The sequence below is a fragment of the Pseudochrobactrum algeriensis genome (assembly GCF_018436245.1).
GTDB lineage: Bacteria > Pseudomonadota > Alphaproteobacteria > Rhizobiales > Rhizobiaceae > Pseudochrobactrum > Pseudochrobactrum saccharolyticum.
Window position 1 is genome coordinate 2576607 of record NZ_CP075361.1, and the last position, 16774, is coordinate 2593380.

Consider the following 16774-nt stretch of genomic DNA (forward strand, 5'->3'; position numbering starts at 1 on the left):
GGATAATTATCATGCTTTTGATCCATTGCCCTTATTGCGGCGAAAACCGCTCAGAACTGGAATTCCGCAGCGCTCATGATGCCCATATTGCCCGCCCGACCAATATAACCGAGCTTTCGGACGAGGAATTCGTGGAATTCCTCTATTGGCGCGACAATCCCAAAGGTGTGATTTTTGAACGCTGGCGGCATATTCACGGCTGCGGCCGCTTCTTCAATGCAGCGCGCGATACGGTGAGCGACAAGTTCCTCCTCACCTATAAAGCCGGAGAGCCGAAACCGGATCTGAGCCAAATCGTACAGACGAACAGTGTTGCGGCCAAGGAGAGTGGTAAATGAGCGGCTCAAAACGCATACCTGGCAAAGGCCGTCTGACACCGGCGAAAACCGCCCGTTTCACCTTTGACGGCAAGACCTATACAGCATTGGCAGGTGACACTGTCGCTTCTGCACTGCTTGCCCATGATATTCACCTGATCGGACGTTCGTTCAAATATCACCGTCCGCGCGGTTTCCTGTCTGCAGGACCTGAAGAGCCGAATGCATTGCTGGATATTTCCCGCAACAAAGCCCATCGCCAACCGAATGTGCGCGCAACAGTGCAGGAAGTTTTCGACGGTATGCACTCGGAATCGCAGAACCGCTGGCCGTCTTTGTCTTTCGACATCGGCGCGGTGAATGATCTGTTTTCACCTTTCTTTGGCGCAGGCTTCTATTACAAGACTTTCATGTGGCCGAGAAAGGCGTGGGAAAAGGTCTACGAGCCGATCATCCGTCGTGCCGCCGGTCTGGGTGTTACGCCGACAGAGCCTGATCCTGACCGTTATGCAGGTCGCTACGAGCATTGTGATGTGCTAGTTGTCGGCGCAGGAGTGGCGGGTTTAAGTGCTGCGCTTGCTGCCGCACGTACCGGCGCCAAAGTTATCCTCTGCGTTGAACAACCTGAGGTTGGTGGTGCCCTGCACCACGAGAACGGCACCAAGATCAATGGTGAAGACGGCTTTGTCTGGGCGCAGATCACAGCGGCTGAGCTTAATGCCATGCCGAATGTGCGCGTACTCACCCGCACCACAGCTTTCGGCTACTATAATCATAATTTCGTGGCTCTGGCCGAACGTGTAAGCGATCACGTCGCGCTACCGGAAAAAAACACCGCGCGTGAACGCCTATGGCAGGTGCGTGCCAAGCGTGTGATTCTCGCCAATGGTTCTATTGAACGCCATATGGTCTTTGCCAATAATGATCGTCCGGGTGTGATGCTGGCTTCGGCTGCCCGCACCTATCTCAATCATTTCGGCGTGGCTGTCGGCTCACATGTCGGTGTATTCACCGCCCATGACAGCGCCTATGAAGCTGTCTTTGATCTGAAAAATGCAGGCATTGATATTCCGGTGATTGTCGATGCCCGCGCCCATCCGGGTGAAGCCGTGCTAGCTGAAGCCCGCCGTTTGAATATTCCGGTTCTGACCAATCATTGTGTGCTGAGTGTCGGCGGCAAGCTGCGGGTCAAATCCATGACTGTTGCCACCAATGGCGCGAAGTCAGGCCGCAAATACACCATTGATGCGCTGATCACCTCCTCCGGTTGGACACCATCGGTGCATTTATTCTCGCAATCACGCGGCAAGCTGCGCTTTGACGATGCCAAACAGCGCTTTCTGCCGGATGTTTACGCACAGGATTGCATCTGCGTCGGCACCTGTAACGGCACCGACGATCTGCAGGCAGCCATTGATGAAGCCGTTGCGGCAGGCACATCTGCCGGTGTTGCAACTGGTGGCAAAGTATCAGCAACCACCACTGTCAGCGCAACAACAGCCTATAGTTGGAGCGGCGGCATGGTCGGCACCACAGCCGGTGCTGGCCCTGACAGCAATGTGAAGGCGTTTATCGACTTCCAACATGATGTCTGCGCCAAGGATATCCGCAATGCCGTGCGCGAAGGTATGCACTCTATCGAGCATATCAAACGCTTCACCACCAATGGCATGGCATCCGATCAGGGCAAAATGTCCAATATGCACGGGCTGGCGATTGCTTCGGAAGCGCTCAACAAGCCGATCCCGCAGGTCGGCCTCACCACTTTCCGCCAGCCTTATACGCCGGTGACGTTCGGCACACTCATCAACTCGTCCCGCGATCATCTGTTTGATCCGGCACGACAGACAGCGCTGCATCCTTTTGAAGCTCAGAACGGCGCGGTTTATGAGGATGTCGGCAACTGGAAACGCGCATGGTATTATCCGCAGGCCGGTGAAACCATGCATGATGCAGTGTCCCGCGAGTGCAAAACTGTTCGCGAAGTCGCCGGTATCTTTGACGCCTCGACCTTAGGCAAGATCGAAGTTGTCGGCCCTGATGCCGCTGAGTTCCTCAATCTGATGTACACCAATGCCTGGGATACGCTGAAACCGGGTCGCTGCCGCTACGGCATCATGACCGGTGAAGACGGTTTTGTGATGGATGACGGTGTGGTCGGCCGTATGGCGCATGATCGCTTCCACGTCACCACCACAACCGGTGGCGCACCACGCGTTCTCAACCACATGGAAGATTATCTCCAAACCGAGTTCCCGCATCTCAATGTCTGGCTGACCTCCACAACGGAACAATGGGCGGTGCTTGCCGTTCAGGGGCCGAAAGCCCGTGAGATTATCGCGCCATTTGTTGAAAGCATTGATATTTCCAACGAAGCCTTCCCGCATATGAGTGTGGCAGAAGGTAAATTCTGCGGCGTACCGACCCGTCTGTTCCGCATGTCCTTTACCGGTGAGTTAGGCTTTGAAATCAATGTCCCTGCCGATTATGGTCAGTCTGTGCTGGAAGCCGTCTGGGAACGTGCGAAGGCCATGGGCGCCTGCCTCTACGGCACGGAAACCATGCATGTTCTGCGTGCTGAAAAAGGCTATATCATTGTCGGTCAGGATACAGACGGCACTCTGACCCCGCATGATGCAGCGGTCGGCTGGGCTGTTTCCAAGAAGAAAACCGACTTTGTCGGTATTCGCGGTATGCGCCGTCCCGATCTGGTGGCGGAAGGCCGCAAACAGCTGGTCGGCTTGCTGACCAAAAATCCGAACACAGTGCTGGATGAAGGTGCGCAGATCGTTGCCGATCCGAACCAGCCGAAACCGATGAAAATGCTCGGTCACGTCACCTCTTCCTACTGGTCATCCAATCTCGGCCGCTCCATTGCCATGGCTGTGGTGCATGACGGATTTAATCTGCATGGTAAAACTCTGTTCGTGCCGATGCTGGATCGTGTGATTGAAGTTGAAGTAACCGGCCCCGTCTTTATTGACGAAAAGGGAGAGCGCCTGCATGTCTAACTCCGAAGCAAGCGCGCAGCGCATCACTGTTCTGGGCAACCGCCGTGCCGGCAACGGCTCGGTACAGATCATTCCGGCAGAACCGGCGGAGCGTATTTCGCTGCGCGCCCGCGTCAATGATCTCGCCGATCTGTCCAAAGCCCTTGGCGTCGTCCTGCCGCAAAAACCGAAACACAGCGCCACCAAAGGCAAGCGCTCGGCATTGTGGCTTGGCCCTGACGAATGGCTGGTGATTGACACCGGCGGACAATCACCTTTTGCGGATTTGCAAGGCGTTGAAACCTTGCATGCCGCAACGGATATATCCCACCGCAATATCGGGATCATCATTGCCGGTGAAGGCGCAGAGGCAACAATCAATGCGGGCTGTCCGCAGGATTTGTCGCTGGCCGTTTTTCCGGTCGGCGCAGCCTCCCGCACAATTTTCGGCAAGGCTGAGATCGTACTTTGGCGCTTGTCTGAAACCGAATTCCGGTTGGAATGCTGGCGCTCCTTTGGCACCTATGTTTTCGGATTGCTGAGTGAAGGCGCACTGGACGCGGCAGTCTGAGCTGTCGTCTCAACGTCCTGAAACTGTCATAATTCATCTTTAAGCACCGTGTTTCCTGAGAGACGCGGTGCTTTTATTTTGAGCAAGCATAATAGCTTTAATGTGATTGTTCATTTACAGCAGACCGCACTAAAGCATCTTCTGCGCCGCGTTGACCTCTTCTGTTTTGACAAGCACCATTTTCATGACCATTAAAAAACGTCTCATCATTAATTTCACAGGTTATGAAGGACTGCACCCCAAGGCAGTGCGCGTACGCCATCGCAAAATTATGAGCGATTTTGACAAGCTGTGGGGCACAAAAACCAACCTGTCTCCGATGACCGATGCAGATCACGGCAGCGGCACCATGCAGGTGACAGCCAAAGGTGAGAACTGGGAAACACAAAGCGAATTCTGCCAGTTCGGCACCGCAGATATTTTCGATGAATATGCAGCGCGCTCCCTGCCACACCGCTTGTTCACCGGCAGCCGCGCTTTTCTGAACATTCTCTTCACCGGCACCTTATGGCGTTATGGCCGTACCAGCTGGCGGTTTGTCATGTTTTTCATGTGGCCGTTTCTGATGGTGCTGGCCATGCTGGCCTTAACGCTCGGCATCACAGCAGCACCAGTACTGGCCGGTTTCTCACCACTGCATATGCTCTGGTCGCTGCCGCTGGCGCTTGGCATTTGCTACGCACTGATACGAGCGCTGGATGAAAAACTCTTCATCTCCTATCTGCTCGACGACTGGTCAGCCGCCTATGACCGGATTTATGACAAGAGTACCAGCCTGCGCCAGCGCAAACAGATTTTTGCGCAGAGGTTGGCAGAAAAGCTGCGCAGCAGTGATGCCGATGAAGTCATCATTATGGGCCACAGTCTCGGCACTGTACCGGCGATTGAAGCGCTGGCTGAAGTCTGGCGCACTGAACCGGAACTTCTGCGCAAACAGCCGGTCTCTTTGCTTGCTGCCGGTTCCTGTTTGCTGATGATTGCCCTGCATCCGCGTGCGAAAACATTGCGCGAAGATGTACGTGTATTACTGAATGACAGTCCGGTTTTCTGGGCGGAATTTCAGGCGCTGACGGATATTATTCATTTTTATAATTCAGAACCTGCCAAGGCACTGAAAATTCGGACGGACAATCCGCCGCTGATCAGCCATATCCGGTTCAAACACATTCACTCCCCTGTCCGTTACAAACAGGCCAAGGGCAATTTCTTCAAAATGCATTTGCTGTTTATTTCCGGCAGCCAGAAGAAGAACGCCTATGATATCGGCATGTTTCTGCACGGGCCATTTGCGCTCAAAACCCTGCTGACCGATTACCCCGATCGGCCTGCACCGCTGGATACATTACACTAAAACGGCGCTGCCTCGTTTCTGGTCAGCACGAGGCGAAAATGGTGTTCTTCGAGAACCGAAACGGAGCGTACTAAAGTACGTGAGTATCGGAAGCGCAGAAAAACGCCATTTGCAGCCCGTTCTGGCCGGAAACTTCACTCAGCAGGTGGGACGACAGCGATGGTCAGCCACCGCGCAGTGAGAGCCGGTTTGACCATACCTTCCACTTCCAGTGTCACGTCATAATGATTGACCACGCGACCGGAAGGACGGATATCAGCATCAGCCAGTTTGAAACGGGCGCGGACACGGGTTCCGGTTTTGACCGGCGACATGAAACGCACGCTGTCAAAACCGTAATTGATGCCCATGGTTGCGCCCTGCAGCATCGGCAGTGCTTCAAAAGCCAAAGTCGAGAGCAATGAAAGCGTCAGAAAACCATGGGCGATTGTACCGCCGAAAGGTGTTTCTGCCGCGCGCACCGGATCCACATGGATATATTGATGATCATCCGTTGCATCGGCAAACTGATTGATCATTTCCTGTGTGACCACACGCCACTCGGAGCAGCCGATTTCTGTGCCGATCGCTTCACGCAGCTGATCCAGAGTGATCGCATCTTTCATTGCTATAGACCTTTATGATGGATTCGCACTTTCAGAGAATGTTATTCTCTATCTCTTTCCAGCTGCTATAAACCGCTTTTGCACCTTTTTCCAAAAGCTTTTCCGTGTGTCCGGCATAAGTATGCCCGCCGCCGGTATAACCGATTGCTGTCATGCCTGCAGCAACAGCCCCTTCCACACCAAATGGTGAGTCTTCAAACACCACACAACGTGCCGGATCAGCGCCGAATTTCTCTGCAGCAAACAGGAACAAGTCCGGTGCAGGCTTACCGCGCTTGACCATAGTGGATGAATACAGAGCGCCATCGAATCCATTAATCAGACCGGTTTTTTCCAGACTGAAAGCAATACGCTGCGGCGAAGACGATGAGGCCACACAACTGCGGGTCTTCAGGCGTTCCAGCACACCGGCAATGCCGTCACAAGGCTGCAAGGCTTCAGAAAACACCCGATGTGTTTCCGGCCAGATATCATCCTGCGCTGCATCCGGCAGATAATGGCCGGTCAGATCGCCGATCAGACGGATAATATCCGCCTGCTTCATCCCCACGCCTTTGGCTACCGTACCGTCAGGAATCGGCATATTATGGCGGGCATAAACATTATGAAAAGCCAGCGCAGCCAGCGGTTCGCTGTCGACCAGCACACCGTCACAGTCAAAAATCACGAGATCCCAGTTATTATTGGTTACGCTGTCCAGCACTTTGAACTCCTGCTCTGTCATGCCGCACGGATGCAGCCTTTGCCTTATTGATCTTTAATCTAGAGCGGTTTACGCACATGTTAAACTATAGTGATCGCTCTAGCTTTTTTTAGTAATCGCATTATCACGGCCATCAAGTTGTTCCAACTTGACTGTGAAATGCTCAGGTCTTTTATAACTGTCATTATCAGGCGGGTTATTCTCCCGCAAAACACTATCTCCGGAGAACAAACATGGCCACCAATGTCGCACTCACCGGCTTAGCTCGTGATATGAAAGCCCGCGCCGATACCGGTAAACCTATCCGCATCGGCCTGATCGGCTGCGGAGAAATGGGCACCGATATTGTGACCCGTGTCGCCCATATGCCCGGCATCGAGATCGGCGCCATTTCGGAAACCAATCCGCAGCGTGCGCTCAAAGCCGCCGAGATCGCCTATGGTGAGCAAGGCCATGCGCGCGAAACCAATACCGGCTCTGATCTGAGCCTCGCATTGGAAGCGCATAAAATTGCTGTAACGGATAATGCTGACCTCATTCTCAATAATGACCTGATTGACGTTGTGATTGATGCGACCGGTATTCCGGCCGTCGGCGCGGAAATCGGTCTGCGTGCCATGGAGCACGGCAAGCATCTCGTAATGATGAATGTTGAAGCTGATGTGACAATCGGCGCTTATCTGAAAAGCGAAGCCGACCGTCTTGGCGTTGTCTATTCGCTCGGTGCCGGTGACGAACCGTCATCCTGTATGGAACTGATCGAATTTGTCACCGCCATGGGGCATCCGATTGTTGCCGCCGGTAAGGGTAAAAACAATCCGCTCAATATTGATGCGATCCCTGATAATTATATCGAGGAAGCCACGCGCCGGAATATGAATGTGCGCCTGCTGGTGGAATTTGTGGACGGCTCCAAAACCATGGTGGAAATGGCGGCTATCGCTAATGCCACCGGTCTGGTGCCGGATATAGCCGGTATGCACGGTCCTGCCGCAACACTCGACCAGTTATCCTCAACACTGATTCCTGAGAAAGACGGCGGCGTACTCTCCCGTGTGGGTGTGGTTGATTATACCATCGGTAAAGGCGTGGCTCCGGGTGTATTCGTGGTTGCCGACATGTCCCATCCGCGTATCTCCGAGCGCATGGAAGACCTGAAAATGGGCAAAGGCCCTTATTTCACCTTTCATCGTCCTTATCACCTGACCTCGCTGGAAGTACCGCTGACCTGCGCCCGTGCAGTGCTCTATGGTAAGGCCGACATGGTGCCGCTGAGCAAACCGACCGCAGAAGTTGCAGCCGTTGCCAAGAAAGATATGGCAGTTGGCGAAACCCTCGATGCGATTGGTGAATATTGCTACCGCGCATGGATCATGACGGCCGGTGAAGCCCGCGCAGCTAAAGCCATACCATGCGGTATGCTGACCGGCGCCAAAGTACTGAAGCCGATCAAAAAAGGTGAACTCATTACCTATGACAATGCGGCTCTGCCTGCCGGTTCCCGCCTTGCAGAACTACGCGCCCGTCAGGACAAACTGGTTTACGGACAATAAGCCAACGGCAACGGAATCTCTTATTCAGCAAAGCGCGCTAACCTGCTGACAGGCTGTGTTTTTACCCGAAAAGGCGTAAGAAAAGCAGCATTAAACATTGCTCAAATCGCAATAAAAAAGGCGGCTCAAAAGCCGCCTTTTCTTTTATCTGCCGAATTGCGCCGGTTTAATCCAGCGCTTTGACGATATTTTCGACCATCTTCTTTGCATCAGCAAACAGCATCATGGTGTTGTCACGGAAGAACAATTCATTCTCCACGCCCGCATAGCCGGAACCCATGCCGCGCTTGATGAACAGCACCGTTCCGGCCTTATCCACATCAAGAATAGGCATACCGAAAATCGGAGACTGCGGGTCTGTTTTCGCTGCCGGATTGGTCACGTCATTCGCACCGATCACGAAAGCCACATCGGCCTGCGCAAATTCCGAATTGATATCTTCCAGCTCGAAGACCTCATCATAAGGCACATTGGCTTCCGCCAGCAGCACGTTCATATGTCCCGGCATACGACCCGCCACCGGATGAATGGCATATTTAACTTCTACGCCCTCTTCCTTCAGCTTATCGGCCATTTCACGCAGCGCATGCTGTGCCTGTGCTACCGCCATACCATAACCCGGTACGATGATGACTTTGGCAGCATTTTTCATGATGAAGGCCGCATCATCTGCTGAACCTTGTTTGACCGGACGCTGTTCGACCTCACCCGTGCTACTTCCAGAAGATGTATCACCGCCGAAGCCGCCAAGGATCACGGAAATGAACGAGCGGTTCATGCCCTTACACATGATATAGGACAGGATCGCACCGGAAGAACCGACCAGCGCACCGGTGATAATCAGTGCCAAATTGCCGAGCGTAAAACCAATACCTGCGGCGGCCCAGCCGGAATAGGAATTGAGCATAGACACAACCACCGGCATATCCGCGCCGCCGATCGGGATAATGATCAGTACGCCGAACAGCAGAGACAGCAATACAATCGCCCAGAACACCAGATGGCTTTCGGTAATCGCCAGCACGATCACCAGAACGACAATGCCGATAAACAGCGCCGCATTGATGATATGCCGTGACGGTAGCATGATCGGCTTACCCGACATACGCCCGTCCAGTTTGAGATAGGCAATGATCGAGCCGGTAAAGGTGATCGCACCAATGGCCACGCCAAGCGACATTTCCACCAATGCCTGTGCGTGGATCGAGCCGACTTCACCGATACCGAAAGAATGCGGCGAGTAGAGAGCCGCAGCGGCCACCATCACCGCAGCAAGACCAACCAGCGAATGGAAGAATGCCACCAGCTGTGGCATTGCCGTCATGGCAATACGCTTGGCAACAACGGCACCAATTCCGCCACCGATTGCAAGCCCCAGCACAATCAGCGCCAGTCCGCCAAAAGACGGCTGCGCCAATATCAGTGTGGTAACAATAGCAATGCCCATACCGAGCATGCCGTAAAAATTACCCTGACGACTGGTTGTCGGATGCGAAAGACCGCGCAATGCCAGAATAAACAGCACGCCGGAAACGAGATAAAGAAAGGCTGCCAGATTAACGCTCATGTTTCAGCCCCTCACTTGTCTTTTTTCTTATACATGGCGAGCATGCGCTGGGTGACCAGAAAGCCCCCGAAAATATTCACGCTTGCCAAAACCAGAGCGATAAAGCCGAAACCGGTTGCCCAGCCGGAAAGGGAAAGACCGACGGCCAGCAGCGCACCGACGACGATCACCGAGGAAATCGCATTGGTCACCGCCATCAAAGGTGTGTGCAAGGCAGGTGTTACTGACCAGACAACGTAATAGCCGACAAAAATCGACAGTACGAAAATCGCCAGCTGAAATACAAAAGGATCAATCACCCCGCCGCTGGCAACATGCACAGCATTGCTGATTGAATCTGAACTGCCCAGACCTTCAGCAGCAGCCCTCAGATTTTCAACCGCTTTATCGAGACCGCCCAGCGCCTCTTTCAAAGAATCCGCACTCATGCCTCATCCCCCTTATTTCCGGCTTCATTTACGGTTTTCTTGCCTGCAACCGTTTTGGTTACCGGTTTTGCAGCAGCCGGTTTTTTCGGGGCAGCTTTTTTGACCGGAGCCTTCTTCACGGCAGGCTTAGGCGCGGTTTCAGCATTATTATCAACAGCAACCGGTGTTGCTTTCGCATCAGCAAAAGCCGGATGCACGATGGCGCCCTGATGGGTCAACACCGTTGCTTTCACCAATTCATCATCAAGATTGATTGCAAGCTGTTTGGTGTCTTTGTCGACCAGCGTTTCAAGGAAAGCGAACAGATTACGCGCATAAAGCTGTGACGCAGAGGCAGCGATGCGACCGGCCGTATTCATATGACCGATAATTTTCACGCCGTCTTTTTCAACAACCTGTCCCGCTACCGCACCTTCAACATTGCCGCCACGCTCAACAGCCAGATCAATCAGCACCGAGCCAGGCTTCATGCTGGCAACCATCTCAGCACTCACCAGACGCGGCGCAGCACGCCCCGGAATAAGCGCTGTGGTAATCACAATATCCTGCTTGGCAATATGATCAGTAACCAGCGCTGCCTGCTTTGCCTGATAGTCTTTCGACATTTCCTTGGCATAGCCACCGGCAGTCTCGGCCGCTTTGAACTCGTCGTCCTCTACAGCGACAAATTTAGCACCGAGCGATGCCACCTGCTCTTTGGCAGCAGGACGCACGTCCGTCGCCGTCACCACAGCGCCAAGACGACGCGCAGTCGCAATGGCCTGAAGACCAGCAACCCCTGCCCCCATCACAAAAACTTTGGCCGCTGGTACTGTACCGGCAGCGGTCATCATCATCGGCATGGCACGGCCATATTCCGCAGCGGCATCAATCACCGCCTGATAGCCTGCAAGATTGGCCTGCGATGACAACACATCCATCACCTGCGCACGGGTAATGCGCGGCATAAATTCCATGGTAAATGCAGTCAGCCCTGCCTGCGCTATGGCCGCCACACTGTCCTCATGGCCATAAGGATCAAGCATAGCGATCAGCACTGCACCGGTTTTATAATTTTTCAGCTCAGTCTGTGAGGGACGGCGCAGTTTAAGAATAATATCCGCAGTTTTAATGTCGGTGGTTTTACCGATCTGCGCACCGGCATCGGCAAAAGCCTGATCCGTAATACGCGACGCAATACCTGCACCGCTTTCCACGATTATCTTAAATCCGTAACCGATCAGCTTTTTCACGGTTTCCGGCGTTGCCGCCACCCGTGTTTCACTCGGATCAGTTTCAACGGGAATGAATATTACCTGAGACAAAACTGCCCTCACTTTCCCTATCCCAAAACTCACAAAATCCGTACCGGTCTCCTCCGGAACAATATTTTGGACGGGCGCAGTAAATCACGGAAAAAGCAGGCTGCAATACTCTTTATGCAAAAAATTTCTTATGTGATCGAAAATACGCAATTATGGAGAGATTTTTGCTCTGAACAGGCGTACAAAAAATTATACCGCCAAACTGGCGGTATAATTTATGGATTCCATGTAGTTCTGAAATGAAATTTTTCAGTTTGCCTCTGACAGGTCTCAGGCAAAGAAAACTGCCGCTGCCATAATCAGCGCGAACAGAATAACACCCGAGAACCAGCCGGCAGCAAAAAATGCAAATGCCATCGCGATCATCAAAGCGGAAAGCACAATCGTTCCCCATTTTACCAAAAAGGTAAAACCATGATAGGTGCGCTCATGCTCAGGATAATCCATTTCTGCGCCAAGCTCTGCAGGACCGTGCTGAATTTCTGCCATTTCTTTCTCCCTCCCCAAAGATATCTTCCTTTGCGGCCGTCTTCCGGTTCAGAAATCTTATCTGGGCACAGTTGACACAGTTCTTAAGCAATAGGCAAGCTTCACTTCACCGCCAATGTTGCGACAATCTGCTGCAAGCCGATGCCATTTGCAGCCAAGCCGGGCGACTTTTAGATCAGATACTCAGATCCCCAGTCCGGTATATTTAGCCGTCGGCAAAATAGTCAGCGGAACATTGCCTGCACGAACATCAGCAAACATATTGCGCCGCTCATGAGCCTGAGATTTAAAAAACGGAAACCGCACGGCAACCGCATCGCGGATTGAACTGACCGCCGCAGCGCCAAGCCCTACCTGAATACCATAGCCTTCATGATCACGCGGATCTGCAAGCATTTGCGAGCCAAAGATGCGCTTATAGAAAGCCATATGCTCCGGCTTGACTGCGGCAAGGCAAAAGCTTGCATTGAAATATTCTGATGCCATCGCGGCAATACGCAATGTCAGATAGGGAATGGCGGGAAATTCAGCGAGATAAGCAGGATCCGCAGCGAAACGTGTCGGATCAACAAAGCTCATATTATTATCCAGCATCGGCCCCAGAATATCGGGAAATAATTTGGCGCTGGTACCGATGCGATGCTCTGCCGTAATGTGATGAACACGGAGCGTACTGACCAGAATACCGTCTATATAGACACCGTAAACATAGGCCTGATGATCGCGGTCGACTTCATCAATAATGGTGCCAAGAAAATTGTCGTCCATGACATTGCGTGTCATATAGGAACGATAACGCAGCCGGCCGACCTCTTCCAGATCTTCCGCGTGTATAACCCGCCGGTATTCCACTCGATCCAGAAACTCCAGCATGTGCCGGGCAAAGTTCGAAAGGACTGGTGCTTTCGCAACCGGTTGAGAGACCGTCATCTATAATGTCCGCCACCAATAAACTAAAGCTCTGGTGCAGCCGTTTCGTGAATATGCCACGCTTCATATTCCGTAAAATATACAGGAATACACATCCTATTTTAAACCCGCCCCCTATAAGCAAAATCTAAAATAAAGCGTAATTTCAAAGCACTAACCATTCCGGCAAATGTCTTATGTCCGGAACATAATATATTCAGGAAACAGCAATAGCCCTCACGGGCATCACCTTGCATATCTGCCCGCTGATTTGAGGAAACAAATATGCTGGTAACCATTTCTCTTTATGTGTGACAAAAAGCAAGGGTCCAGACCGGCACAATTAATCTTTTTTATATCTGCCGCGAAATGAATGCATCGCCGCAGACAAATATCACCGGCATATTCTCAGGAAGAACCGCTGATCAGGAAGGAAGTTCGTCAGCCTGCGCGGCCTCTGCATGATTATTCGACATCACGGAGAGCGAGCGCCCGAGCTGCGCACTGATCTCATCGGCACTCAGTGGTGCGCCGAGCAAAAAGCCCTGTACCAGATCTGCACCGCCGGTTCCGCGAATCAGTTTCAGCTGCTCCTCAGTTTCCACGCCCTCAATAGTAACCCCGAAACCAAGCTCATGAGAGAGCTGTGTCACACCACGCAAAAGCATAAAGGCTCGTCTGTCCGTCACGATATCGCGGACGAAAGAACGGTCAACTTTAACCTTTGTCAGCGGCAATGTGTTCAGATAGCTGAGACTGGAATAGCCCGTGCCGAAGTCATCAAGAGCAATATTAATACCTGAATTTTTCAGCCGCTGCAGCATTTCGCAGGTTTTGACGCGGTCACTGATAATGGCACTTTCCGTCACTTCAACTTCAAGCAGGTAAGACGGCAACTGCGCTTTCTGCAAAGCATCAACAACCATATCAACAATGCCGGAATTTTTCAGATCAATGGCAGACAGATTGACCGACACGCCGATTTTATGTCCCCAGCCCGCGCAATCCTGACAGGCACGGTTCAGCATGAACTGCGTGAGTTCCGTAATAATCCCCATCTCTTCGGCAAGCGGAATATAGTCCGCAGGACCGATAGGTCCGAATTTCGGATGATGCCAGCGGGACAGCGCCTCAACCGCCACAATACGCAGAGAATTCAGGCTTACAATCGGCTGATAGACGACTGTCAGACTGCCTGCATTGATTGCCTCTCGCAGATCATTTTTAAGCTTCTGCCGTGAGCGATATTTTGTATCCATCGCTTCCACGAAAGCAACCCAGCGGTCATGTTCACTGCTTTTGGCCTCATAAAGCGCCAGATCGGCATTCACATGCAGGCCACGAAGATCGACATTCTTCATAATATCAACCGCCACACCGGCGCTGATATCCAGATAGATCTGCTGGGATGCAAATTCATAAACACCGCTCAGATAGGCCGTGACCTCATCCATAACAGTATTAATATGCGAGCGGTCTTTAATACCCTGAATGAACAGCACAAATTCATCACCGCCAAAGCGCGATGCCACAAAACGCTCGGCATCAAGCTGGCCGAGACGCTCCGCAAACTGCCGTAACAGCTCATCACCGGTGTGATGACCGTATGAATCATTCACATGCTTGAAGTGGTTAAGATCAATGACAGCAAGCGCAACGAGATCATCAGGCTTATTGCCTGCGGTCAGCGCGCGAACCAGTGTTTCAAAATAAAAACGGTTCGGCAATCCTGTCAGCCCGTCATAGCGCGCCATATGCTGGATCTGCGCTTCGGCCTCAATACGTCCTGTCACATCATCAAAAATCAACACCGCACCTTCTTCGCGACGCTGATTACACATCACCTCGATGTAGCGATTATTGCCGAAATGAAACACATCGCGCTGACGACGGCCTTCCAGCAACTCGTCAATCCGCATACGTACATTGTCCAGCTCGTCACGCGGAAACAATCCGTGCTTGCTGCAATAGCGCAGAACAACTTCAAACGGTCGGTTCAGAAGGCTGATATTTTGCGAGATATTCAACATATCCCGCACCTGCTTATTGACCACAGCAATTGATGCACGGCCATCCAGCATCACCAGCCCCTGAGGCATATTATTCAATGCCGTATCAAAACGGCTGACAACGGTGCTGAGGCGGCGCTCATTCATTACGGCCGCAAACAAGGACTGTCGCAGACCATTGGCCATTTGAATATTGCTGAGAAAATACGGCACCAGCAATGCGCCGATAATCACATGATAAATACTGTCGACCAGAATAAATCCGAACAGAACCGGTACCAGAGCGCATACCGACATCATGACAACGGCATTACGCGACGCATAATTACGGCCGACAATCGAAACAACGGAGGCAAGAAGAATAGACAGGCTGGCTAGTTCGGCAAACGGATCATCGATCACATAGGTGCTGTAGAAACAAAGCAGCCCGAGGATCAGACAAATTGCACAGGCACCCAAAAGATAGTGCATTTCCCAGCGATTGATTTTGTCGTGGGTAAGTCTGCTGAAATCCGCCCTGTCAAACACATGCATATCATACATGCGGATACTGGTAGTCAGCGCGAACAGGCCGGAGAAGATAACAAAGACAATGTCGCCGGTTTTAAAATAAATAACCATGCAGGCCAGCATATGTGCGGCCAGTCCGAACCAAAGTGTTTCCCGGTTTCCATAAAGCGCTCTGACAAATGACAGGCGAACGTCCACCGGAATGTTGGTCTTAAATAACCATGTCATTTGTCACTGCTCCCCCTCGCCGGGGAAGAATGACAAAAATACTTTAAAAATAAGTTTCAACTTTTTCTACTTCTGAGTGTTTTTACATTAAAATCAATGCCATAGGTTGCTACCCCCTTTGATAGGCTTATTATCGCCGGGAACTATAAAAATATATTTAAAAATTATGATATTCGTAAGTTCTACAATAAAGATATATCCCGCAAACACAGCGCTTTCAGCCCGCACAATCAGACTGTCCGCTGATCCCGCCTGAAAATCAATCCGCCAACAGTCGCAGATTTCACCCCTGCAGGCTGTGTCCGCCATCAACCGTGATGGTTGTACCCGTCATATAGCCGCCTGCATTGGAAGCAAGCAGCAACAATGCGCCTTCCAGATCACAATTCTCTCCAAGCCGGCGCATCGGGTTCTTCGCCTTCAGATAATTACTTGCAGGTCCTGTCATAAGCTCCTGATTAATGCCTGTCGGAAACCAGCCCGGCGCAATGGCATTCACGCGAATATTATGTGCTGCCCATTCAAGTGCCAGTGCACGCGTCATCTGCGCCAAGGCTGCCTTAGACATAGAATAAGCAACAGCGCCTTTCTGCGGCATATTTTTCAGAATACTGGTGGTGTTGATGATCGCACCGGCAATTTTGGCCTCAATCATTCGTCGTGCAGCTTCCTGCGCGACCTTGAACGCCCCGACAACATTAACCGCGAAAACCTGCTCCATCATCTCGGCGGTTGTTTTCAAAGCACTCGCTTTGCAGGCAATACCGGCATTGTTAAACACCACACTGACCGTACCGAAATGCTTCTCCGCTTCGTCAAAGGCGGCCGCAATATCCGCACTGTCGGCAACATCGGCACAAATATGCAAAATATCCGGCTTTACAGTCTCGCAATCAGCACAAGAGGTCACAGGATGGCTGCGCGCGATGGACACAACTTTTGCTCCATGTGCGGCAAGTGTGTGCACCATATGATGCCCCAGCCCTGACGAACCGCCTGTCACCGCAATAACTTTATCTTTGACAGAAAATATATTCGGATGATTTGCGGACATCGCCCTCTCAATCAATTACTTTGCCGTCATACACAGCGCAAAATTATACAATAATTATTCCCAATCACGCCGCTTTACAGTAGACAAATTCAGGCCGCTGAAAACTGACAATCCGGACGGTATTCCCGCTCCTGTTTTGCATTTTTCCGGCTCTTACAGAAACGCTGCCTCACTGCATAATCGTAA

The 16774-nt window shown here is 51.9% G+C and carries 14 protein-coding genes; 5 read left to right on the forward strand and 9 right to left on the reverse strand.

Translation table 11 applies throughout. From position 1 onward, the window contains the following. Nucleotides 1-11: 11 nt before the first annotated feature. From KHQ09_RS13920 to KHQ09_RS13935, 4 genes are all read left to right on the forward strand, one after another. A complete protein-coding gene (locus KHQ09_RS13920) occupies nt 12-338 on the forward strand; it encodes a sarcosine oxidase subunit delta (protein WP_213598847.1) in 327 nt (108 codons plus the stop codon). After that, entirely contained in the window at nt 335-3328 is a 2994-nt protein-coding gene (locus KHQ09_RS13925) for a sarcosine oxidase subunit alpha (RefSeq protein WP_213598849.1), read from the forward strand. The genes KHQ09_RS13920 and KHQ09_RS13925 overlap by 4 nt, the downstream gene beginning before the upstream one ends. After that, nucleotides 3321-3878, forward strand: a complete 558-nt coding sequence (locus KHQ09_RS13930; protein ID WP_213598851.1) for a sarcosine oxidase subunit gamma — start codon at nt 3321-3323, stop codon at nt 3876-3878. The genes KHQ09_RS13925 and KHQ09_RS13930 overlap by 8 nt, the downstream gene beginning before the upstream one ends. Before the next feature lie 184 nt (nt 3879-4062). After that, the gene (locus KHQ09_RS13935) at nt 4063-5229 is read left to right on the forward strand and encodes an alpha/beta hydrolase (protein ID WP_213598853.1); all 1167 of its coding nucleotides are present in this window, start codon (nt 4063-4065) and stop codon (nt 5227-5229) included. Between the two features lie 134 nt (nt 5230-5363). Here the strand turns inward: KHQ09_RS13935 and KHQ09_RS13940 are convergent, their stop codons facing one another. Beyond that, nucleotides 5364-5834: a MaoC family dehydratase gene (locus tag KHQ09_RS13940; protein ID WP_022712508.1), complete on the reverse strand. Its 471-nt coding sequence runs from the start codon at nt 5832-5834 to the stop codon at nt 5364-5366. Nucleotides 5835-5865: 31 nt separating this feature from the next. Then, nucleotides 5866-6558: an HAD family hydrolase gene (locus KHQ09_RS13945; RefSeq protein WP_213598855.1), complete on the reverse strand. Its 693-nt coding sequence runs from the start codon at nt 6556-6558 to the stop codon at nt 5866-5868. Nucleotides 6559-6770: 212 nt separating this feature from the next. On the opposite strand from KHQ09_RS13945, the gene KHQ09_RS13950 reads away from it, so the two are divergent. Further along, the gene (locus KHQ09_RS13950; RefSeq protein WP_213598857.1) at nt 6771-8090 is read left to right on the forward strand and encodes an NAD(P)H-dependent oxidoreductase; all 1320 of its coding nucleotides are present in this window, start codon (nt 6771-6773) and stop codon (nt 8088-8090) included. 166 nt (nt 8091-8256) lie between these two features. On the opposite strand, the gene KHQ09_RS13955 is transcribed toward KHQ09_RS13950, so the two are convergent. The 7 genes from KHQ09_RS13955 to KHQ09_RS13985 form a co-directional block, all read right to left on the reverse strand. Continuing rightward, a complete protein-coding gene (locus tag KHQ09_RS13955) occupies nt 8257-9657 on the reverse strand; it encodes an NAD(P)(+) transhydrogenase (Re/Si-specific) subunit beta (RefSeq protein ID WP_213598859.1) in 1401 nt (466 codons plus the stop codon). An 11-nt stretch (nt 9658-9668) separates the two neighbouring features. Continuing rightward, nucleotides 9669-10085 carry an NAD(P) transhydrogenase subunit alpha part 2 gene (locus KHQ09_RS13960; RefSeq protein WP_122092478.1) on the reverse strand — a complete coding sequence of 139 codons (417 nt, stop codon included), beginning with the start codon at nt 10083-10085 and terminating at the stop codon, nt 9669-9671. Next, complete coding sequence (locus KHQ09_RS13965; RefSeq protein ID WP_213598861.1) at nt 10082-11389, reverse strand: Re/Si-specific NAD(P)(+) transhydrogenase subunit alpha; 1308 nt, start codon at nt 11387-11389, stop codon at nt 10082-10084. The genes KHQ09_RS13960 and KHQ09_RS13965 overlap by 4 nt, the downstream gene beginning before the upstream one ends. Before the next feature lie 270 nt (nt 11390-11659). Next, nucleotides 11660-11878, reverse strand: a complete 219-nt coding sequence (locus KHQ09_RS13970) for an aa3-type cytochrome c oxidase subunit IV (RefSeq protein ID WP_022712501.1) — start codon at nt 11876-11878, stop codon at nt 11660-11662. 183 nt (nt 11879-12061) lie between these two features. Then, on the reverse strand, nt 12062-12808 hold the full coding sequence (locus KHQ09_RS13975; RefSeq protein ID WP_022712500.1) for an N-acyl amino acid synthase FeeM domain-containing protein: 747 nt from the start codon (nt 12806-12808) through the stop codon (nt 12062-12064). Between the two features lie 404 nt (nt 12809-13212). Further along, nucleotides 13213-15534 carry a putative bifunctional diguanylate cyclase/phosphodiesterase gene (locus KHQ09_RS13980; RefSeq protein ID WP_213598863.1) on the reverse strand — a complete coding sequence of 774 codons (2322 nt, stop codon included), beginning with the start codon at nt 15532-15534 and terminating at the stop codon, nt 13213-13215. A gap of 283 nt (nt 15535-15817) precedes the next feature. Beyond that, entirely contained in the window at nt 15818-16588 is a 771-nt protein-coding gene (locus KHQ09_RS13985; protein WP_213598865.1) for an SDR family NAD(P)-dependent oxidoreductase, read from the reverse strand. Nucleotides 16589-16774 lie beyond the last annotated feature (186 nt).